This is a genomic window from Chania multitudinisentens RB-25, from assembly GCF_000520015.2.
GTDB lineage: Bacteria > Pseudomonadota > Gammaproteobacteria > Enterobacterales > Enterobacteriaceae > Chania > Chania multitudinisentens.
Genome location: NZ_CP007044.2, coordinates 3,118,043 through 3,141,858 on the forward strand (window position 1 = coordinate 3,118,043; position 23,816 = coordinate 3,141,858).

The window sequence follows — 23,816 nt, forward strand, 5'->3', positions numbered from 1 at the left end:
GTTATGCGTTGGATAAAGCTTGCCTGGTACAATATTTTGAGAAACAGACGCCGGGCTCTATTAACGATATCCGTCAACGCCATTGCGACGATGGCGCTGTTGGTCAGCATTGGTTTTGGTCTGTTTACCTACGAATCCCTGGAAGAAATGGCGATCAGGGAAAATGGCAACGTTATTCTCTCAATGCCGGGATATTTTTCTACGGAAGAAGATTTTCCTTTGCAGTTGGGCATGAGTGATTATCAGGCACTGCAACACCGCTATCTCTCGGATCCTGATACCAAGTCGGTGTTGCCGAGGGTGGATTTTTCTGGTCTGATTTCCAATGGTGAGAAATCAACGATTTTTATCGGGCAAGGGGTTGAGGCCAGAGAGTTTCAGATCAAAGGTCCCATTATGCTGCTGACTCATGGCAAGACGTTGTCAGGCAAATCGGACCCGGCGTTGGCCCCCGAAGTGATGCTGGCGGAAGGGTTAGCTAAAAACCTGAAGGTCAGCGTGGGTGATGAGATCACGCTGATGTCTACCACAGTAAATAATACGCTGAACGCCATTGATTTCCGCGTGGTCGGTATCTTTTCCACCGGGGTGCCTGAGTTGGATAAGCGCCAACTTTATACTTCGTTGTCCGCCGCACAACAGTTGTTAGACAGTGACAAGGTCAGCACACTCTCCATTTTTCTGTATGAGCACAGGGAAACGGAGGCCAAGTTAAAGCAGATACAGATTGAACAAACTGCTTTGGAGGCGACGCCGTGGATCAATCTTGCCTCGTTTTATCAAAAAGTGAAAAACTTATATAACAACCTGTTTAGCCTCCTGGGTGGCATCATTATCGTCATGGTGTTTTTAGCGATCTCCAATACGATGAGCATGTCAGTTGTGGAGCGGACGAAAGAAATCGGCACGCTGGCGGCGTTGGGCTCATTCAGGTGCGAAATCATCCGCAATTTTGTGTTGGAAGGGTTGCTGTTGGGTCTGGTGGGCACCTTCATTGGCACCTTACTAGCGCTGTCTGTCAGCGGTTTTCTGCTAGTTGTAAACATAGAAATGCCGCCGCCACCGGGTAGCAGCATGGCTTACCCATTGTATGTCAATTTTTCTCTGATAGGCGCTTTAGTCACGTCGTTGATCCTCACGGGGATCTGCATCATGGCTGCCTGGCTTGCGGCCCGCAAAGGCGCACGTAAGACAATTGTGGAGGCACTTAACCATGTGTAATCAATATTATTCAAAGTACAGCGTTCATGCGGCTTGGCGTTTATTGTGCATCCTGTTGTTTGTGCCCTCTGTGTTAGCCGAGCCGAGCGTAGAGCAGCGCCTTAAGCAGGCAGACAGTTATCGGCAGGAGGCGGGTTCCATCAAGGCCGAGGTTGGGGTAAACCAGTTTGTGCAAGGAAGCTTAAAAGCAACCCAGTTATATGATGTTTACACCAAACCCGGAAAGGGTTCGCTGGTGGTGTTTAAATCTGCTGCGGAGGCTGGGCAAAAAATGTTGATGCAGGATGATAATTATTGGTTGTTTATGCCGAAAAGCCGACGCCCTATCCGTATTACGCCCATGCAAAAATTGCTGGGAGACGCCTCTGTAGGGGATATATCTTCGCTAAGTTGGAGTGAAAGTTACCGGGCTGAAGTAAAACAACCCAAGCTGCAGGTAAACGGGGAAGATGCGTTGGAGCTATTACTGGAAGCTAAGAGTAAAGGGGCCAGCTATCACAAAATCGAACTGGTGCTGAGTGCGAGCGACAGCTTTCCTTTAGCGGCTAATCTCTATCTGCAATCCGGCAAGTTAGCGAAAACAGCCCAATTCAGCCGAGGTGTAATGAATAATCACCCTGCAGTTATCTCAATGAAATTGCTGGATGGAATTCAGCAGAAAAATGAAACTATTATCGAATTCAAGGGCTCACGCACCATCGATATTGATGACAAGCTTTTCAACCCTTCATACTTGGTAAGAAATAATCTTGAAAATATCTAGTGGGTTAAAATCTATATCCTAATGGATTTCAAGTTGCACCTCTGTACGGCACAACTTGAAAGATGACGGGTATATTGTCACTTTTTCTTATTATTGAGTATTCGGAAAGGAACATTATGGCATATGGAAAAACAGTTTTAATAGCTGTGGCTATTGGCGCTCTGCTCGTTGTGTCGGGGGCTAATGCCGCACCCGCGATGGTGGTTTCAACAACGATGAAATCACAATATGAGTCAGCCGTTGAGGGGGATGCTACGGCAACAAAACAGCTATTTGAATCGTTGAGTAAGCTGTACCAGACCACACCTGACAGTGCTTTGTTAAATATGCTGCTGGGCAGCGTAGAAACCATGATGGCGCGCGATACCTGGCTGCCTTGGCGCAAGCTCAAGTATGCCGAGGCGGGGATGTCGCGCATGGATAAAGCTATTGCACTGTTACAGCCAGAAGATGAAATCTCCACGTTTGCGGATACCCCTGTTTCCTTATGGGTCAAAACCACCGCCGGGTGCACGTTTATTGAAATGCCAGAGATGTTTAACCGTTTTGACTCAGGTTATCAGTTATTGACGGAGATGCTTGATAGCGACATCGTGAAGTCCTTACCTATTTCGGTCACGGCGGCGACCTACGTTTGCGCAGGCAAAGCGGCGAAACAGGCGGGGCAAACACAGGCAGCAAAGCAGTATCTGGCATTGGTGATGTCCGGGGTTCCTGGAAGTAAAGAGGCTATGATTGCCGGGGAACTGCTTGCGGATTAACGCGCCGGTTGTGCCATAGGATTTAGGATGACACTAAAAGCGGGGGGAGATCAATGAAAAAAGTGGTAATCACTGCGGCTGTCAGAAGTGCGATAGGTTCGTTTGGTCAATCATTTAAACAGACTTCGGTCGATTTTCTCGGTGCCAAAGTCACAAAAGAGGCGATGATAAGGTCGGGAATTAATGGGCAAATAGTGGATGAGGTTATATTAGGCTGTGCCATTCAAGCAGGGCTAGGTCAAAATCTGGCCCGGCAGTGCGCGATACAAGCCGGTATTCCCGTTGAGATCCCGGCATTGACGGTTAATCAGGTATGTGGCTCGAGCCTCCGGGCTATTTCTCTTGCAGCACAGTTGATTAAAGCTGGCGATGCCAGCGTCGTCATCGCCGCAGGTGCGGAAAATATGAGCCAGGCTCCGTTGGTGATGAGAAATATGCGTTTGGGCCATTTGATGGGGAATATCCAGACCCAAGATGAAATTCTCAATAATCTGACAGATAAATATTACGATTGCCATATGGGCGTTATGGCGGAAAATTTGGCAAAGAAATTCAGCATCAGTAGAGAAGAACAAGACCGCTTTGCCCTTTGGTCTCATATGAAGGCCAAAAAAGCCCTCGAGTCTAACCGATTTTCCGATGAAATTTGTCCGATAGAGATTATCCAGGCAAATGGCAGTGCGGCAATAATGCAACACGATGAACATATTTATGCCGATACGAGTCTTTCAAGGTTGGAGGCGTTAAAGTCAGTTTTTGATTCGGCAGGAACGGTCACTGCCGGAAATTCCTCGGGTATCAATGATGGTGCCGCTGCCCTGATATTAATGAGCGAAGAACAGGCTAACGCTCATGGGATACCTATTATCGCCGAGGTTGTCAGTTATGCTCAGGTGGGTGTTGAGCCACTGATGATGGGCTATGCTCCGGTTCCTGCCATTAAGCAGGCATTGAGCCTGGCGAAATTACAGTTGAGCGATATTGATTTGATTGAGCTCAATGAAGCTTTTGCCGTGCAGGTGCTTGCGGTCATTAAGGGGTTAAGAACGGAAGGCATTGGGGAGGTGGCTGCCGATAAACTGAATGTCAATGGGGGAGCTATCGCTTTGGGAAGCCCTATTGGTGCCAGCGGTGCCAGAATTGTCGTTACTCTACTTTATGAAATGATGAGGCGGGGATCCCGGCTTGGATTAGCGGCGTTATGCATGGGGGGCGGAATAGGCTCGGCAATAATTGTAAAACGTTATTCAAATACGGATTAACGCATAAATCATTTTCATTTAGTGATTCCATATCACTTTGTAAATATTCAAATTAAATAAAGTACTATAAAAATATAATCTTTGGCGTGCAAATAAAACTGCAAGGATGACAGACTCATGGGTATAAAGTCGGGAAAGCATCAGTCAATTAAAAGAAAGTCAAAAAAACAGCACGGTGATAAAGTTTCACTTTCCACCTCCACTGTGGCGGCTGATCCTTTTAATCAGGCGCTGGAGGAAATCATTCAGTTAATGGAGTCAGCGCCTGATAAAGTCAGTCGTATAAACGTATCGGCAGCGGGAGATATTAATAAAGGATGGGGTGTGACAACCCGAGAGATTATTAATCGAGCGCGTGAGTTGGTGGGGGATCATAGCGGGCAAGAGAATTTAAATGCGGAGACTAACCTGTTTGATGCCGGTTTGGACTCCATGACTATGGTCGCCGTGCAGGGCCACTTACAAAAAGAGTTTGGTGTCAGTCTGAGCCAATCAACGATACTGGATCACCCCACCCTTGAGGGGTTGGCTGACCACATTCAACAGAAAATGGCGGCCCAGACAGCCCTGGATGTTGAGAGCCGTGCTGTCATAGCGAAATTGCGGAGCAACGTGGTTGACGAACCAATCGCCATCGTTGGAATGGCATGTCGTTTCCCCGGTGGAGCAGATACGCCGGCGGCTTATTGGGAGCTACTTAGCCAGGGCCGAGATCCGATTGAACACATCCCTGTTTCCCGTTGGAAACACGATCCGCAACGATTTGTGCCTATCACCAGCAGTGAGGGCGGTTTTCTCCAGAATATTGACCAGTTCGATCCGCTGTTCTTTGGTATCTCACCGAAAGAGGCCGAGTCACTGGACCCTCAGCAGCGGCTGCTACTTGAGCTGTGCCATGAGTCTTTTGAAGATGCCGGGCTAGATGTTCAAGCACTGTCGGGTAGCCAAACGGGCGTTTTTGTGGGGGTTTCCGGTTCAGATTATGCGGCTTTGGGGAAAGATCTCGGTCATAACACGGGACCTTATTCTCTGACTGGGAGCATGTTAAGCACCGCTGCCGGGCGTATTTCTTATGCATTTGGCCTACAGGGGCCTTGTCTGGCGCTGGATTCGGCCTGCTCTTCCTCACTGGTTGCTGTCCACTACGGGGTTAAAGAGTTGCAAGCGGGGAGCTGCGATCTTGCGGTGGCTGCCGCCGTTAACCTGATTTTGAAGCCCGATGGGCATATCAGCTACTCGAATCTGAACGCGCTTTCTCCTCGTGGGCGTTGCCGCAGTTTTGCCGATGATGCCGATGGCTATGTGCGCAGCGAAGGGGGGGCGGCAGTGGTGTTGAAACGTCTGAGCGATGCTGTACGCGATGGCAACCCGATTCTGGCGCTCGTTGGCGGCTCGGCGATTAATCATAATGGCCGCAATGGTGGATTTACCGTACCTAGCGGCCTGGCTCAGGAACGTGCTATCCGCAGCGCCTTGGCGAACAGCCACATCGACCTGGAGCAGGTCGACTATATTGAGGCGCATGGCTCAGGAACCAAACTGGGCGATCCGCAGGAAGCGGACGCTTTGAATCGGGTATTTGCCGGGCGGCAGCGCCCACTGTGGATCGGCAGCGTGAAGTCAAACCTGGGTCATCTTGAAGCCGCCGCGGGCATGGCCGGATTGGTTAAGCTGGTGCTGTGCATGCAACACGGTCAGTTTACGCCGAATCTGCATCTGACGCGACCCAACACGCTGATTGACTGGGACACCGCCGCGCTGCGTGTGGTCGATCGCCTGATTGATTGGCCGCAGCACGAACACCCCAAAACCGCAGGGATCACCTCGCTAGGTATCAACGGTAGCAACGTCCACATGATATTGCGTGCCCATCAGCCGGAAATATCGCAGCGGGAAGCCCAAGGGGTGGAACCTGTCCTGCCCGCTCCTTATCTGTTTACCCTGTCGGCGAAATCTGCCACAGGGTTAGCGGCCATGGCTGCCACGTTTGCCGAGGCCGTGCCGGAACAGGGCACTCAGGCATTGGCTCACTGGTGTCGCGCGGCCAATTTTCAGCGTAGCGGCTATCACGTTCGCTTCGCGTGTCTGGCAAAAGACGGCCAATCTCTACAGCAAGAATTACGCCATTTTGCCACTTCCAGGACAGAAAACAGCCAGTTGGCCACGCAGTCTTCGGTCAAGCATGGCGGTTATAAAACACAGAAAGTGGCGTTTGTCTACTCAAGTAAAGATCCGCATCACGTCACTGTGCTCGCGGATCTTTACCTGCATTCTGCCGTTTACCGCCACCATTTTGCACGTTGCGATCAACGGCTGCAGCCCATGTTGGGTTTTTCATTGGCTAATGCGTTGTACCAAGATAAATGTGATCTCGCTTTAATGGCATCGCCCCTGGCGACTCAGGCGGCTATGTTCAGCACGGGATATGCGTTAACACAATTCTGGAAATCCGTGGGGATTGTCCCCGGCTGCGTGATTGGATGCGGCATGGGCGAATACGTTGCGGCCTGTGTCGCGGGAGCTATCGGTCTGGACGACGCATTGCAGGCTGTGGTTGGTGGTTGCCAGACCGCTGGGCAGCGAGGCCCGGTGATGGGCAACGGTCATATACCGATGTATTCAACGATGACGGGGCGGCCGATAGCCGAATATCGTGAGGCTCCAGACCAATACTGGCCTCAGCAGGCAACAGCCCCAATCCTCTTGGAGGAAGCGCTGCAACAGGCCCTTCAAAACGGCGTGCAATACGTCATTGAGATCGGCGCTACGGCTGGCCTCGCAGAGCTGTTGTCAGGGCCAGCAACCGCAGAGCATGTGCTGTTCAGGCCTGCACTTATTGCCGAATGCGGTGTTTGGCAACAAATCAATGACAGCCTGTCGGTGCTTTATCAGGCTGGGGCCACCATTGATTGGATGGGGTATCACGGCACCCGGCCTTTGGCGACGCCATTGCCACTTACGGCCTATCACCGCAAATCTTATTGGTTTGCAGAACCGAGCCTTGAGCTGCCAGACGTCGCCAGTACCGCTGCGCAGCGTCCGCAAAACATCCCAGAAGAGGTAACCAAGATGGATGAAATCCTACCCAATATCATTAACATGGTTAGCGATGTGATTGGCGTTCCAAAAGCAGAACTGGGTAAGGACGTTCATCTCTTTGCGTTAGGGATGGACTCGCTGATGCTGGTGCAACTTAACAAACGGCTACAGTCTCACTACGGCGTGCAAATCTCCCTTAATGACTTTTTTACCCGCATCAATACCGCTCAGTTGATCGCCGATTTTGTCTTGCAACAACGGCCCAATGCCGTGCAACTGAGGATAGAGACCGGACAGAAGGGGGCTGTGGCCTCCCTGGGAGAGATCCAGCCCTCCATCACTGCGATGATCGCTGAGGTGATCGGTGTGCAGGGGAGTGAACTCGGTGAAGAGGAGCATCTCTTTGCGCTGGGGATGGACTCGCTGATGCTGGTGCAACTGAACAAACGACTGCAATCACACTTCGGGGTACAAATCTCCCTTAATGACTTTTTTACGCAGATCCATACACCTTCGCGTATTGCACAGTATGTACTGACGGCGATGCCTGAAAGAATGCCCTTGCCAGCGAGCCAACCATTATTATCTGCCGTAACCGAACCTGTGGTCTTAGCGGATAAAGCTGAAATTGACCCGACTGGCTTGCAGGCTCTGTTACAGGGCCAGTTGGCTCTTATGCAACAGCAGATACAGCTACTCGAAGGATTAGCCTCAGGCGCTCAGGTGCAGGCTCCCCCTCAGTTAGCCAAGCCTGCGGCAGCCGTTATCCCCACGCTGAGAACATTGGTCGCTCCGCTCCAGAAACCGAGCAACGAGTCGCTTACTCCACAGCAATTGGCCTTTGTGCGCCAGTTGGCGGAAGATATTAACCTGCGGACACCGCAGTCAAAAGCCTATGCTGCACACAATCGTTCAGGTTTTGCGGATTGGCTGACGGGACTGAATTTTTCTCTGGCTGCCAAAGAGCTTTGTTACCCGGTAGTGGTTGAAACCTCAAAAGGATCGCGTTTTACCGATCTCGATGGTAATGAGTATATCGACACCTGTATGGGATATGGTGTCAACCTGTTCGGGCATAACCCTGATTTTATTACTACCGCCATCAGGCAACAGTTGGATAAAGGGATCACTCTGGGGCCGCAATCACCTTTGGCTGCCGACGTTGCCACATTGATCCGTGAGATGACGGGGGTCGAACGGGTGACCTTTTCCAATACGGGAACCGAGGCCGTTATGGCGGCCCTGCGCATGGCGCGCGCGGTGACTCACAGGAAAAAGATTGTGCGTTTCAGCACCTCATACCACGGTTCTTTTGACGGCATATTGGCCGAGGCTGGCGAACAGGGTGCCCAGCCTTCTGCGGGCTGCCATGTAGAGTCGATGGTTGCGGACACTCTGGTACTGAATTATGGTTCCGCCGATTCTTTACGGCGGATTGCTGAGCAGGCGGATGAAATAGCCGCCGTACTGGTCGAGCCGGTGCAGAGCCGCAATCCCTCTCTCCAGCCTGCACAGTATCTCAGGCAGCTACGGGAGTTAACGCAACAGCACGGGATCGCACTGATTTTTGACGAGATGATCCTGGGGTTTCGCTGCCACATTGGCGGGGCTCAAGCCCACTTTGGGATTGAGGCGGATCTGGTGACCTACGGGAAGATTGTCGGCGGTGGCCTGCCTATTGGGGTGGTTGCTGGCCGAGCGGCCTGGTTAGCCTGTATTGATGGTGGCGACTGGCAGTTTGGCGACGGTTCACAACCGCAGGCCGAGACCACCGTTTTTGCCGGAACCTTCTGTAAACACCCGCTTTCTATGGCGGCTGCCCATGCGGTCTTGAGCCGGATCAAACAGGAGGGAGGGCAGTTGCAGGAACGCCTGAATCAGGTCACGGCAGACTTTTGCACACGGGTTGAGGCATTTTTCCAGGAACAGGAAGTGCCATTGGAAACGAAGAGTTTCAGCTCAATGTACCGTTTCGAACCGCTGCCCTCCCAGGATATGCTGAATCTGGCGTTGGAAACCAATCTGTTCTTCCGACTGTTACAACAAGAGGGTGTTTATTACTGGGAACGCCGGGTCTGTCTGTTTTCCACCGCGCATACGCCGCAAGACATAGAGCATATGTTGCGGGCGATTAAACGGGCAGTGGCTCAACTGCGCAGTGGTGGTTTCAGCTTCCGACGCCTGGCGTCCGGGCATCTACCCACACCGCAGGCCAAAGGTAAGACTCTGTCTTCTGAAGAGCGGCGTATGTACGTTCTGAGCCGCATGAAGGGCGGCGATATGGCTTACCGGATCTGCGGTGCATTCAAATTAGCCGGGAAATTTGACGTGGGTAAGGCTAAAGCGCTGTTTGCCGTCCTCGCTTCCCGCCATGAGGCATTGCGTGCGGGTTACCGTATTCAGGACGGCGAGGTGCAGCGTTATGTGCAAACCCAGGTGGAGCCACAGATAACCTTTGTCGATCAGGAGGCGTCTTCATCCGAGCAGGAGATGATGCAGCCCGACGAGCGGTTGTTTGATTTGACGGCCCCGCCGCTGTGGCGTGTCAGGATCGTTCGTGCCGCCACGGCCAAAACCGCTTCGCCGCAGTATCTGTTGATGGTTGAACTGCATCACCTGATCGCCGACGGCATCTCTTTGTCGCTGCTGATGGAGGATTTCTTTCGCTTATACCAAGAGAAGGCACTGGAGCCGCTCACGGCAGGCTATGCGGATTTTGTTGCTCTGGAGCATACCTTCCGCGGGGAAGAAAGTAGTGCCAGACAGCAGACCTATTGGTTATCTCAATTGCAGCCTTTGCCACCGTTGCTTGATTTGCCATTGGATTATCCACGACCGCCCCAAACCGATTTTTCCGGCGACACGGTGCACTTTGTGCTGAATAAAAAGCTGACCAAGGCCATTAAAGACGCCAGCAAGCGGTACCGTTGTACTCCATTCAACCTGTTGCTCAGTGCCTATTTCGTTTTACTCCATAAACTGTCACGGCAAAACGATCTCTGCATTGGCACGCCTTTCGACCAGAGGGGAATGGGGGATTTTGAACGCACTCTGGGCATGTTTGCGCAAACCTTGCTGATTCGCGGCAAATTGTCAGCAGAAATGAGCTTCTCCGAACTGCTTGAACAGGTTTATCACCGGTGTGGTGAGGCTTATGAACACAGCAGTTTACCGTTGGATGGGTTGATCAATACCTTGGGTATTCAGCGCGATATCAGCAGGAATGCGCTGTTTGACGCAATGTTTTTCTTCGAAAACGGTAACGATCGGCTCCTGAACAGCGACGAACTCACCGTTACCGCTCTGCCAGTCAATCTGAAGGGAGCGGCGTTCGACATCACGCTGGAGATCGTCGAGGAAGCTGGTCAACTGCGTTGTTCTTTTATTTATGCAGAGCGCTTGTTCAAGGCTGAAACCGTACAGCGCTGGGAATCCTACTTGCGCAACATTCTCAATCTGGTTCTGAATCATCCTGAAACCCCGCTTGGTCAGATCGGTGTGCTGTCCAAACCAGAGCAGAAGCGGTTGATCAAGCAGTTTAATAATACGCGACGTGACTATGATCTCACACTCACCCTGCCTTTGTTACTGGCTACCTCGCCTGAGCATACGGCGGTAAAAAGCGGAGCAGAGACGCTGAACTATCGGCAACTTGAGCAGGCGGTTGACACCCTGGCGCGCTATCTGGTTGCGCAGGGGGCTGGCCCTGGTCACTGTGTAGGTATCATGCTGCGCCGGAACTGCGGGCTGATTATCGCCATGTTGGCAGTGTTGAAAGCCGGGGCGGCCTATATTCCCCTTGACCCGGACTACCCGCAGGCGACTTTATCTTACATGATTGAAAAGTCAGAGATAAATATCCTGATTAGCCAACCGGATCTCACCGATAAGCTGACATTTTCCGGGCAGATAGTCGATCCATCAATGGACTTCTCGGCGCAGACAGAGGCGCTAGCGAGTATCATTCTGCCCGCCGTCAGTGCCAGCGCACTGGCCTATATCATCTTTACCTCTGGTTCAACTGGGCAGCCTAAAGGGGTGATGGTTGAGCACCGCAGCGTGGTTAACTTTATTTACGGGATGCATGAAGCGCTGACGCTACCCGAACGCCCGGTGACTCTGGGGCTGACATCCCTCTCTTTTGACATTTTCGCCCTTGAGGTCTTTTTGACGCTGGCTTACGGGGGAACGCTGATCCTGGCCAACGAACGTCAGCAGCAGGACCCTCACGCTCTGGCCGCTTTGATTAAGAACGAACGGGTCAATCTGGTACAGATGACGCCGAGTCGATTGCAGTTGCTGCTGGCCGCTAACTTATCTCCCGCAGATATATTTACCAATGTTGAGCTATTGCTGCTGGGAGGGGAGGCCTTCCCTGAACAGCGTCAGGCCATGTTGCTTGCGGTACCTGGCCTGCGGCTGTTCAACGTTTACGGCCCGACGGAAACCACCATTTGGTCATCGGTCAAGAAATTGGAAAATGGTGATGGCGTGACGATCGGCAAGCCGATTGCCAACACCCGAATGTACGTTCTAGACGATAACCTGATGCTGTTACCGCCTGGTAGCAGAGGGGGGCTTTATATTGCTGGTAGCGGGCTGGCTCGCGGTTATTTGAACGATCCGCAACGCACGGATGAAGTTTATGTCCCCGACCCTTTCCATCCGGGGGAGGTAATGTACCGGACCGGGGACATTGCCGCCTGGAACACCAGCGGCGAACTTGAGTATTACGGCCGTAATGATAATCAGGTGAACTTGCGGGGATACCGCATTGAGCTGCAAGAGGTTGAGCTGGCACTGCTCAGTAACCCACTGGTGAGCAGCGCCGCCATTGTCATGCGGGAACTGGAACAGGGGAACGCCGTTCTGGTGGCGTTTTATACCAGCACCAGTGAGCGGGATAACGCTGAGTTGGTCGCAGAGCTGAAAGCGTATTTACGCCAGCGTTTGCCAGAGCACATGATCCCCGGTTTGGTGATCCGCCTGCCCAGTATGCCGCTAACACCGAACAGCAAAATTGACCGCAAACGCCTGCCACAGGAAATCGGCGACTGTGGCAGTAATGGCGCGTTGCCGTCCCCGCACAGCGCCATCCCTGAACCGGCTGGAGATGCGCTGGCGCAGTCACTGCGTGGCGTCTGGCAAAGCGTACTGGGCCACAGCACTATGACCGCCAACAGCAGTTTCTTCGACGTTGGGGGAACCTCGCTGAGCCTGGTCCTGATGCACAATGCGCTGGATAAGCTTTATCCGGGTGTGCTGGACGTAACGGATGTTTTCGCCAATCCGACCCTTGGTGCGCTGCACCAGGTCATTGTGGCCCGCACCTCGGCTGTCGGGTCTGCAACGCGCTTTACCGAACTGGTGCTGCCGAAGGATTTCTTTGATACCTCTGACAACCTGCCTGATAACGACTACCTGCAACTTACCCTCAATGAGAACGGGGTCAGTCGGTTAGCGCAATTGTCTGCACAGTATGGGATGCCCCCTGCTGATGTCAATCTGGCGCTCAACGGGTTGTACCTGCACAAGTTGCTGGCACAGGACGTGATCACGCTCTACTGCGCCGCCGAACATGGATTCCTCTCCATCGCGCTGGACTTCGCCGAACTTGACAATATTGCCGACCTATTAAACCGGGTAAAAGCCGAGTTGGCGGCGGCCTCGGTACATCAGCAACCGCCACGCCGCCAGCGTCAGCATCCCCGTGGCGTACTGCCACTGTTCATCCGCGAGGGGGAAACCGGTCGGCATGAGGGATTCGATTTGATCTTCAACGTCAGCGATTGTGGCGCTCAGGTATGGGTGGATTTTGATAAACAGCGTTTGAGTGAACGTAAAGTCAATGATTTTTCCGGTGGCTATATGTCGTTGGTACAAACCGTGGCAGACACTTATCAGGAGTAGTCAATATCATGAAAAAATTCGCAATTCTGTTTCCAGGTCAGGGTTCCCAGTATCTCGGTATGGGTAAAGCGCTGTATGAGCAGCATGCTTTAGTGAAAGAGCGGTTCACTACCGCTTCCGACATCCTTGGAAAAGACATGGCGCAACTCTGTTTTAGTGGTGCATCAGCAGAGCTGGATCGCACGGAAAATACCCAGCCTGCACTACTGCTGTGCGGTGTGGCGGCTTATGAGGTGTTTGTGCAACGCTCAGGGTTGAAGCCGCAGGTGATGGCCGGGCACAGTCTGGGTGAGCTGACCGCGTTGGTATGTGCCGGAGTGATTGGTTTTGAGGACGGGATCAGGCTGGCCAGAGGGCGGGGTGAGGCGATGTCTCGTTGTACTCAATCGGCTGAAACCGGTATGGCTGCAGTCACTCAGTTAGGCTGCGAACAGGTGGAAAAACTTTGTCGGCAACACCCGGATTTTGGTGAACGATTCGTTATCGCGAACTTTAACGCTCCACAACAGTTGGTGCTCTCTGGGGAACGGGAAGCATTACAGCAGGTGGGTGAAGTCTTAACGGCAGCCGGGGCATTCTTCATTCCGTTGCGAGTGAGCGGCGCATTTCATAGCCCGCTGATGCAGGCGGCTGCGGAGGAGTTCAAGGCGCTAATCGCCACCGTCCCACTGCATGACCCCCAGATCCCGGTACTCGCGAATATTAACGCTCGGCCTTACGTCAAGGTCGCAGCGGTGGCCGATAGCCTGATACAGCAGGTGGTCAGCCCGGTACTGTGGCAGGAAAGCCTGCTCTATCTGCAAAATGAATACGATCAAGGGCCAATGGATCTGTTTATCGACGCGGGGCCGGGCAGCGTAGTGAAAAAACTTTGCCAGTCAGTGCTGCCGCAAGCACGGGGTTATGCACTCGATCTGGTTGCTGATATGGCCCCGCTGATGCAGCAGTTGGAAACTGATATCCGCACCTTACGCGAACACCCACCACTGCTGGGTAAATGTTTGGCGGTGGCGGTAAGTACCCGTAATACCAATTGGGATAATGACAGTTATCAGCAACATGTCGTTGGTCCCTATCAGCAGTTGAAGACGCTCCATGAAACCCTCAAGGAAAAGGGCGCCGAGCCCTCTGTCGAGCAAATGAAACAGGCTTTGGAACTGCTCGGCAGCATCATGCGTGCCAAGGGCGCTTCCGAGCAGGAACAGCGCCAGCGCTTTCGTGACATCGTGAGAGTGACCGGTACCGCAGAAGTCTTGCAGGAATACGCCTCTTGATCGTAACAGCCATAGACCCTTGAGGATGCCACACGGTGGATATTAAAAATCTGAAACTCGACGAATTGCTCACGATAAAAAGTGATGGGATGCAGGCGGTCAAGGTTAGTCGGCCCAACGGCCTTAATGGCAGCATTGCCGTGATCGGCATGGCGGGAAAACTCTCCAGCGCAGATAACCTGGATGAGTTCTGGCAACAGCTTTGCCAAGGGCAGACCAGTGTGCGGCAGATACCCGCTTTGCGACAGCGTGACGTGGAGGAGTATCTGCGGTTACAGGGAGCGCTGGGCAGTGTGCAACCCCAGGATTACCTGCACGAAGCCTACCTAACCGAAGTGGACAAGTTTGACTATCGCTTCTTCGGCCTGGCAAAACAGGAAGCCAACCTGATGGACCCAGAACAACGCCTGTTTCTGGAAACTGCTTGGGCGGCGTTTGAGGACGCCGGGCACTGCGGCCCAGCGCTCAGAGGCAGTAAAACCGGGGTGTATGTCGGCTTTAGCAAAGACTTTGGTGAGGATTATCGGCGCATTGTCGGCACTTTGGCCCCCGATGCGCCGGAGATTGCGATTGTTGGCAACATCAAATCGGTGATCGCCGGGCGTTTATCCTACCTGCTCGATTTAAAAGGCCCCAGCCTGTTGGTAGACACAGCGTGTTCTTCAAGCCTAGTTGCCTTACACCTGGCCTGTCGAGCACTGCAACGCGGCGAGTGTGAAATGGCAGTTGCTGGTACGGTAAAAACCCATCTGGTACCTCTACTAGAAGATCCTTCCAGCGGGGTGGGGATGAAAGACATTCAGGATACGTTTGCCGCCGATAATCGCACCAAAACCTTTGATAGTCGTAGCGATGGCATGTCAGTAGGTGAAGGGGTTCTGGCCTTTATTCTTAAACCCCTGGAGCGGGCGCTGGCCGACGGCGATCATGTTCATGCGGTGCTGCGCGGCAGCGCGGTGAATCAGGATGGGCAGTCGGTAGGGTTAACGGCTCCCAACAGCGCCGCACAGGCTGAGGTGATCCGCGCTGCATTGGCTGATGCCAATGTGCAGGCTCAGGAGGTTTCCTATATTGAAGCTCATGGTACGGGTACCCGACTTGGCGATCCAATCGAGGTGAGCGGTATCCGTCAGGCCTTTTCTTTCGATACCGATCGTAAGCAGTTCTGCGCTATTGGCAGCGTGAAAACCAACATTGGCCACCTGGATAATGCGGCCGGGCTGGCCGGGTTGGCAAAAGTCATCCTGTCGTTGCGCCATGGAATGTTGCCAGCCAGCCTGCATTTCAATCAGCCTAACAGCAAGATCCCGTTCGAGCATTCGCCGGTGTTTGTCAACGATCGTCTGCGCTCCTGGGGGTCGGATGGCAACAAGCCGTTGATAGCGGGCATCAGCTCCTTTGGGTTAAGTGGTACCAACTGCCACCTGATCGTTCAGGCGGCTGGAAAACGCCCCGAGGTTAGCACGCCCGCTGGTCCTTACCTGCTGCCGCTGTCGGCCAAAAGTGAGGCGGTCCTTGCCGAGTTAGCTCGGTCCTATCTGCACCGGCTTGACGCCGCAGATAGCCTGAATCTCGCCGATCTGAGCTTCACGGCCACAACGGGGCGACAGCATCATTCCCATCGCCTGGCGATTGTTTTTGCAGATTGCAAGGCTCTGCGTGCGGAACTGAGTGCCTACCTCAGTGGCACGGCGTCAGGCTATCAGCATGGGCATTTCCACCTGATTACCGATGAGGCCGGGCAACAAAGCGATACTGGGCTGGAAGCCCTGACGGAAAGCCAGCAGCGGATCCTGTCTGCGGAAGTGGATTCACTGGCTATGGCGCTGAACGACCCTGCACGGCGTGAGTCTGTATTGCAACAAGCCGCCCAGCGTTACTGCGCAGGTGCACAGTTTAACTGGAACGACTGGTTCCCTGCGGGGAACTACCGGCGTATTCCCCTGCCGACCTATCCTTTTGCCCGTGAACGTTGCTGGGTAGCCACCACGGCCGCCGGGGAAGCGCTAGCGAACAGGCGTCATCAACCTCAGCCTCATTCTCTGTCTCATCCCCTGGTCACGCAGCAATTGGTCAACGGCTACGGTTTACAGGTTTACCGTAGCGAACTGAGCGCCCGCCATCACTGGGAACTGGCGGAGCACAAGGTACGCGGCGTCTGCATTCTGCCGGGTACCTGCTACCTGGACATGATGCTGTTTGCTGCCCGTCAACTGAGCGATAGCCCGCTGGTATGGAGCCATTTTGACAAAATACAGTTCCTATCACCGCTGGCGTTATCCGGCAACGAAACGCGGACTTTACACATCCAGGCACAGTCGACGGGGCGAGGTTGCAAAATACAGATTTGCAGCTGTCATGAGTCTGGCGAATGGCTGCTGCATGCGGAGGGGGAACTGACGCAGAAACCACAAGATTCTGCTGATCCGGCTATCCAGCTCGATAAATTGAAAACGGCACTGCCGGTAGCGGTGGCGCTGACCCAACAGGATGAGCTGGCGCGGGGGTTGGAAGTCGGCGGACATTGGGCGAAAACTTTCCAGCAGGGCTGGGCCAATCAGGCCGGGACCGAGTACCTGATCCATCTGTCTTTACCCGGCGCATATGCTACCGAGCTGGAGCGCTATTTTTATCATCCGGCGCTGATGGATAATGCGATTAACGCTGCTAATCACCTGGTGGGAAACGGGGAACTCTATTTGCCGCTGGCTTATGAGGACTTCACCGTCTATCAACCGCTACCAGCAGATTGCTACGCCCGCATCAGGTTGAATGGCCCCAGAGAGGGCGAAGTCATTCAGTTTGCTATCGAACTGTTAGATACCCAGGGGCAACTGTGCTGTCGGGTGCGCAATTACAGCATCAAGCGGGTGGTGGAATCTCTTCGCGCGCCAACGGCATTCACCTTGGGTTTAGCGCCACTTGAGTCGGTGCCGGAAGAGAAACCTGCGGCAGGAGCAACAGAGCCGGTATTGCTGATACATGCCGGAACGGCGGAATCCACCGGGTTGGCCACTTTCCTGCAACAGCGTGGCATTGAGGTGCAACAACGGCTGCTTGACCAGGGGTTAGACCACGGGCAGCAGAGTTACAGTGCGATTATCTATGCGGCAAACTGGCATCAGACCGAGCCTGAGCAGAACCGGGCCGAGTTCCAGCGTTTAACCGCAATGCTAAAAACCCTGGTGCACAACAAAGTGGCTAACGCTGGCCCATTGCTGTTTTTGACTCAGCAAGCGTTTGAAGTGAACGGGGCTATTCTGCCGATCCAGTCTGCCCTGGCGTCTTTTGTACGGGTTTTCAGCCTCGAAAACCCCCAGTTGCGGCTGAGATGCTTGGATATTCAGCCCGGTGATGGAGAGGGATTGTGGCAAGCATTGTGGCCGAGTGTCAGCGCCAGCGAAAGCACCCTGAGCATTTGCCATGCCAATCAGCGGTATAACGAGGTTTTACAGCCCGTTGAACTCCCTGAAGCCAAATCCTTGATCCTGAGGGAGGGGGGGGTCTACCTCATTACCGGAGGCACCGGTGCTCTGGGGCTGCAGCTGGCGCAGGAAATTGCCCGGCAGGCCCAAGCCCAGCAAAGCTCGCTAACGCTGGCCTTGACGGGGAGACATCCTCTTCCTCCCGCTGAACAGTGGGCTGAGCTACTGGCGTCGGGCAAACTCGAGCGCAAGCTGGCGATAAAACTGACTGCACTGCAGGCGATTCAGGACTGTGGGGTGACGATAGTCAGCTTTGCCGTTGACGCCGCGAACCGCAGCGCGATGCAAAACATGATGCAACGACTGCGCGTCGAATACGGCAGCCTGGCCGGGGTGGTACATGCAGCGGGGCGGGCGGGCGACGGTTTCCTGATCCACAAGACGCCAGAGCAATTGGATGAGGTGCTGAGCGCCAAAGTGCAGGGAGCCTGGAACCTGCACCAACTGACGAGTAGTGATAGCCTGGATTTCTTCATTATGTATTCGTCGATTGCCAGTCTGATCCACGAAGCGGGGCAAAGTGACTACACGGCCGCCAACCGCTTCCTCAACGCGTTGGCCGTAAGGCGGCGGCGTCAGGGGCTGGTGGCCACAGCCTTGTGCTGGCCAGCTTGGCGCGAACTGGGAATTGCGTTTGAATACGGAGCGATACGTGAGGATGAACTCTTCAGCCCGGTCAGCCCACTTGAGGGGGGAGAATTGCTGATGCGCGTGTTAACCGGTGGGCAAACGTTGCCTCCGGTGCTGGTTCTGGCACAGATCAATCCTGCGGCCAGTCTGGAGGACCTGACCGCTCTTGAGTTACAGGCAAACGAAGCGCTGGCGGCACGCCTGAGCCGAACGGGAGGGGGTGATAAACCAATAGCTCGTTCCCATGCCGCGGTAACCCTTACCGGGTTGGATAATCCCGATGAGTTCGACCTGATGGTGGCCAGCGTCTGGGGCGAAGTTCTTGGTCTCAATGAGGTAAATATTGACGAAAACTTCAACGACCTTGGCGGCAACTCAATCCTCACCACGCAAAAATACAAAACTTTCGGCCGGTTAGCTCCGGGTGTGATAGATATGGCCGATCTCTTCATCCATACCACGATCAGGGCACAGGCCCGGTTTTTCCGCCAGGCAAATGGCCCGGACACTGCGCTACCTGCCGTGCAGGAAAAGGCCAACGCGGCTATGAGCGATATGGATGACATTCTGGCCCGGCTAGCGCGTGGTGAGCTGTCGGCAGAGGAAGCACAGACATTTTTATAGGCAACTTCTCTGGAGAATGGCCTGTACATCAACTCGAACACAAAGGATTGCCAGACTATGAACTCGATTAGAAACTATATATTGCAGCAGGTGGCTAAACAACAACTCAATCAGCAACAAGCCAAAGCCTATCTGATGGAGCTGAATGATTTAGATCGGACCGCTACGGCAGATAATGATATTGCTATTATCGGTATGGCAGGACGTTTTCCCAAAGCGGAAAACGCCGAGGTATTTTGGCAACTGTTACGTGATGGTATCAACTGTATTGATGAATATCCGCTGGAGCGGCGCAAAGATGACGCCCATATCTTAAGTAATCCGCACTATATGGAATACCTGAATGGGCGCAGCCTGAAGCCGGATGAAATTGCGGATGCTTACGCCAAAGCTGGATATATGCAGGAAACCGATAAGTTTGACGCAGCATTTTTCGGTATTCCTCCTGCGGAAGCGCTGTATATGGATCCCAATCAGCGTCTGACTCTGGAGGTGGCCTGGGAAGCCATTGAGGACTCAGGCTATGGCGGAGAAAAACTGTTTGGCAGTAACACCGGAGTTTTTGTCGGTAGAGAAGGCACCAACCACGCGTTGTACCGCTATCAAACCAAAAGCGATCCTATGCAGCTTACCGGTTCCTGGGAAAGCATTATCGGCAGCCGTATTTCCTATCTGTTCAATTTCCGCGGTCCCTGCATGCTGGTGGATACGGCGTGCTCATCAAGTCTGGTTTCCATTCACATGGCGGCCCAATCGATTAACAACGGGGAGTGTGACATTGCGCTTGCTGGCGGCGTAAATATCATTCCCGGTGAGTTTAAAACCCGCTATCAAGGGGGCATGAGTATGGACTCTGTTGAGTCTGGAGACAGTGTGATCCGTACATTTGATGCCAACGCCAATGGTACCGTGTGGGGCGAGGGTGTCGCCATAGTGCTGCTCAAGCCGTTGCGTAAGGCATTGCAGGATGGCGACCTGATCCACGCGGTGATCAAAGGCAGTGCGATCAACAATGATGGTGCTTCCGGCGGGCTGACGGCTCCTAATGCCGAAGCTCAGGAGGCAGTGATTGTCAAAGCTTGGGAGAATGCCGGAATTAACCCCGAATCGCTGTCTTATATTGAAGCCCACGGGACGGGAACGGTCTTGGGTGACCCCATCGAATTTAAAGGATTAACCAACGCGTTTCGCCGTTACACCAATAGAAATCAATTCTGCGCTATCGGTTCCCTAAAGACCAACATGGGACATCTGGTGGCGACTTCCGGCGCGGCTTCCCTGTTTAAAGTGGTTAAGTCCATGAAGTATCGGTATCTTGCGCCAACTATCAATTTCAACCAGCCCAATCCCTACATTAACTTTGCCAGCAGCCCGCTGTTTATTGCCGACCGTCTGCAAGCCTGGGAGTTTGACTCAGGCCCACGCCGGGCGGCCATCAACTCCTTTGGCTTTAGCCACACCAACTGCCATATGGTTCTTGAAGAAGCCCCAGCGCGCGAACAGGTATCCGGCACACGACCTCAATACTGCTTTACCCTCTCTGCCAAAAAGCAGAGCTTGTTGTTGGATTACGTTAGCCGTTATCAGGAGTTTTGCCGTTCGCAACCGTGGAACCTGGCAGACCTCTGCTTTACTGCCGCCACCGGACGTGGTCACTATGGACATCGTTTGGCTATTGTGGCCGACAGCGAAGCCCAACTGCAAGAGCGGTTACGACGCTGTGCGGAGACGATCCAGCACGGCGACGATCGGCATGAAGGTATTTACTATGCAGCCCACACAGTGGTCAGTGAGAAGAAAAAACAGCGTGCGGCAGGTGAGATCACAGATAAAGAGAAAAAAAACCTCTCGGCTCAGGCGGCCCAATCGCTGGCAGGCTATCGGCAACACGACGCGCTGCCGGGTTTACTCCAACTGGCTCATGAATACAGCCTTGGTGCTGAAGTGGATTGGGAGAGCGTTTTTGCTGATGAACGTCGAATCAGATTGTCGCAGCCAACCTATCCGTTTGAACGTGTGCGGGTCTGGGCTGAACCGAAGGCCAGCAAGGCCCAGACTTTTGTCAGCCGCTTGCATCCATTGGTCGAACGCAGAGTCGTTCACCATGACGATGAGTGGGTTTATGAGTCTGAATTCAATAGCGAGACACATTGGATTTTAGCCGATCACCAGATCAAAGGTGTTTGCGTGGTGCCGGGAACCACCTATCTGGAGATGCTGCGTTCCGCCGCTGGGGACGCTCTGGGTTTAACCGCGCTGGAGTTGGTCGATCTGGTATTCCTGCAGCCGATGGTGGTGGCCGAAGGGGAAACCCGCACGGTCAGAGTGCATTTATCGCGGGGTAACGGTGACGTTAGCTGCCGTATTGCCAGTATGAATGAAGCCGATGGGGAAACGGTGTGGTCACAGCACGTTGAGGGTAAAATTCGTCCGCTGGAGGAAACGGCGCTACCGCCGCTGGATTTTGCCACGCTACAGGCCCAGGCGGATGAGGTTGATGAACAGTACCAGCTTGAATGTGATACCGGTGTGTTCCAGTTTGGTCCACATTGGGATTGCATCCGCAAAACTTGGTCAAGCCCTGCATGTATGCTGGCTCAGCTTGAGCTGCCAGCGCTATTCCAACAGGAACTGGGGGATATTGCGATCCACCCGTCAATGCTGGATAACGCGATGAACCTTACCAGCCAGAATTCAGGGCAAACCTATCTGCCGTTTATGTACCAATCATTCCGTCTTCATCGTCGGTTCACGCCGCTGATGTATGTCTGCGTGCGGGCCAGAACACCGATCAGCGGGACCGAAGAGACGCATACCTATGACGTGATACTGGCAGATCCACAGGGCAACATTATCGCCGAAGCCGAAAGTTACATTACGAAAAAGTTGCACCACTTTGATTTCGTCTCAGCCAGAGCAGCAGAAAACCACAGCCTGGGAATGCGCTGGGTGCCGCTGGAAACGCCGGAACCTGAGAACTTGCCCGCAGGCCCGTTACTGTTACTTGCTACCGACACCCAATCTACGGCTTCCTTGGTTGCGGCAGTACAGTCTCAGGGTATTGAGGTACGGACGGCTTGCCTGAGCGTGGCAGCGCAAGAGGGTGAGGACAACGTTTTCACCGCGGATAACGCCGGTATGACGGCATTGCTGGCAAGCTCGGTGGCGCAGAATATTGCGGGAATCATCCTGGCAACGGACTATCTACAGGCAGAGTCTGAACGCTATTACTGCGCTGATGCCGTCTCTTTTGAACGTCAGAGGAGTCTGGGCGTTAATGCGTTATTCTATCTGGGACAGGCGCTCACCATGGCCAAGTACAAGCTGTCATGGGGGCTGGGGCTACTGAGCTCGGCCGCTTATGCGGTCAATCGTGGAGAACAGCCTTATAACCCGCTGGCTGCCGCCAGTGCCATGTTGGGGCTGACGCTGGCGCTGGAAACTCCGGGGTTGAACTGCCGGGTGCTGGATACCGGCGAGGCAATCGCGGCCGAACGGGTCATTCGTAACCTGCTGCTGCTCCCTACAGGCCAAATTTACGCCTTGCGTGGCGAGGCGCTTTATCAGCGCGAAATGTACACCCATGCTCCTGATGATGAGGCCGAGTGGCACTATCGTCAGCAGGGTGTTTACCTGATCACCGGTGGGCTGGGGGGATTAGGGCTGGCGGCTGCCAGGCATCTGGCCGAATGTGCCAAGGCCAATATCATCTTGCTGGGGCGGTCGACGTTACCCGATCCCGTGCAGTGGCGTACATTGCTGTCACAACATCCAGGTTCCAAACGGTCGGTGATGCTCGGTGAATTGTTGCAGTTACAGGAGAAGGCCGCTTCGCTGACCTATTTACAGGTGGACGTCGCCGATCTTGCTGCCCTGAGCCAGGCTCTTGAGCAGGTAAGGGCGCAATTTGGCCGTATCGACGGCGTTCTGCATGCCGCTGGGGCCGCAGGGGATGGCTTTATCATGCGTAAATCCTTCGCCACCTTTGACAGTGTTCTGCGGCCCAAGCTGGAAGGCAGCCGCAATCTGGTCAGCCTGCTGGCCAACGACGATCTGGATTTCATGGCCTTTTATTCTTCAATTACCGCGTTGACTGGTGGCCAGGGGCAAGGGGATTACGCGGCAGCCAACGCCTTTATGGATGCACTGGTGCCGATGGTCGGAAACCTCCGAGCAATCGCGATTAACTGGCCAGCCTGGCGTGACGTAGGCATGGCGGTGGACTACCAGTTGGACGATAACCAGACGCCTTTCGCCTCCCTGTCTAACCAAGAGGCCTTCGCCCGACTTGGGCAAATTCTGGCCAGCGGCAGCACGCAAACACTGCCGGGGACGATTAATCCCGGCGTATTTGTGGAGATGCGGCCCTGGTTGCCTTTCACGCTGGCAGTTGAACTTAATCAGCAATTGCAGCGTGCACAGCCGCAGGCGGGCATGAGCCTGTCTGGTGAGATCGAAGAGATCAAAATCACGGGCAAGAGTGCGGATGAGCTCAGTACGACCGAAACCAGTCTGGCGACCATTTACTCCTCAGTGCTGGGTATCAGCGAAATCGATATTTTTACCAACTTCCAGGATATGGGAGGAAACTCCATCATTGCTATCCATTTGCTGAAAGTGATCGAGTCTCACTATCCCGGCACTGTCGATATCGCTGACGTGTTTTCTTATCCGGCCGTGGACGTCATGGCTGAATACATTGATCAAAAACATGGCCGCACCCCTGCCGCCACCGTGCAGATGGCACCTGAACAAAGTGTCGAGTGGGAAAGCATTATCGAACGGATGATCGACGGTGAAGAGTCGATCGATTCGATTGTCGAGCGGTTTTAATTGAGGGGCAAGGG

At 53.7% G+C, this 23,816-nt stretch carries 8 protein-coding genes; all 8 read left to right on the forward strand.

The features are described 5' to 3' along the window. The first annotated feature begins 36 nt into the window (after window positions 1–36). The 8 genes from Z042_RS13610 to Z042_RS13645 all read left to right on the forward strand — a co-directional run bounded on the left by Z042_RS13610 (window position 37) and on the right by Z042_RS13645 (window position 23,802). Window positions 37–1,221 (forward strand): ABC transporter permease, encoded by a 1,185-nt coding sequence (locus Z042_RS13610; protein ID WP_206187726.1) that lies wholly within the window; start codon window positions 37–39, stop codon window positions 1,219–1,221. Between the two features lie 169 nt (window positions 1,222–1,390). Continuing rightward, window positions 1,391–1,984: an outer membrane lipoprotein-sorting protein gene (locus tag Z042_RS13615; protein ID WP_202901353.1), complete on the forward strand. Its 594-nt coding sequence runs from the start codon at window positions 1,391–1,393 to the stop codon at window positions 1,982–1,984. A gap of 116 nt (window positions 1,985–2,100) precedes the next feature. Then, on the forward strand, window positions 2,101–2,745 hold the full coding sequence (locus Z042_RS24565) for a hypothetical protein (protein WP_024914080.1): 645 nt from the start codon (window positions 2,101–2,103) through the stop codon (window positions 2,743–2,745). A gap of 53 nt (window positions 2,746–2,798) precedes the next feature. Then, entirely contained in the window at window positions 2,799–4,007 is a 1,209-nt protein-coding gene (locus Z042_RS13625; protein ID WP_024914079.1) for an acetyl-CoA C-acetyltransferase, read from the forward strand. A gap of 324 nt (window positions 4,008–4,331) precedes the next feature. Beyond that, the gene (locus Z042_RS13630) at window positions 4,332–12,956 is read left to right on the forward strand and encodes a non-ribosomal peptide synthetase/type I polyketide synthase (protein ID WP_162149758.1); all 8,625 of its coding nucleotides are present in this window, start codon (window positions 4,332–4,334) and stop codon (window positions 12,954–12,956) included. 8 nt (window positions 12,957–12,964) lie between these two features. Then, entirely contained in the window at window positions 12,965–14,230 is a 1,266-nt protein-coding gene (gene fabD, locus Z042_RS13635) for an ACP S-malonyltransferase (protein ID WP_024914077.1), read from the forward strand. A 35-nt stretch (window positions 14,231–14,265) separates the two neighbouring features. Beyond that, on the forward strand, window positions 14,266–18,969 hold the full coding sequence (locus Z042_RS24570) for an SDR family NAD(P)-dependent oxidoreductase (RefSeq protein ID WP_024914076.1): 4,704 nt from the start codon (window positions 14,266–14,268) through the stop codon (window positions 18,967–18,969). A 57-nt stretch (window positions 18,970–19,026) separates the two neighbouring features. Beyond that, entirely contained in the window at window positions 19,027–23,802 is a 4,776-nt protein-coding gene (locus Z042_RS13645) for a type I polyketide synthase (protein WP_024914075.1), read from the forward strand. Window positions 23,803–23,816 lie beyond the last annotated feature (14 nt).

What these genes read in the sequence shown, in the direction of transcription:
- Z042_RS24565 (WP_024914080.1), top strand. Translation starts at nt 2,101, where the DNA reads ATGGCATATGGAAAAACAGTTTTAATAGCTGTGGCTATTGGCGCTCTG.
- Z042_RS13625 (WP_024914079.1), top strand. Translation starts at nt 2,799, where the DNA reads ATGAAAAAAGTGGTAATCACTGCGGCTGTCAGAAGTGCGATAGGTTCG.
- fabD (WP_024914077.1), top strand. Translation starts at nt 12,965, where the DNA reads ATGAAAAAATTCGCAATTCTGTTTCCAGGTCAGGGTTCCCAGTATCTC.
- Z042_RS13645 (WP_024914075.1), top strand. Translation starts at nt 19,027, where the DNA reads ATGAACTCGATTAGAAACTATATATTGCAGCAGGTGGCTAAACAACAA.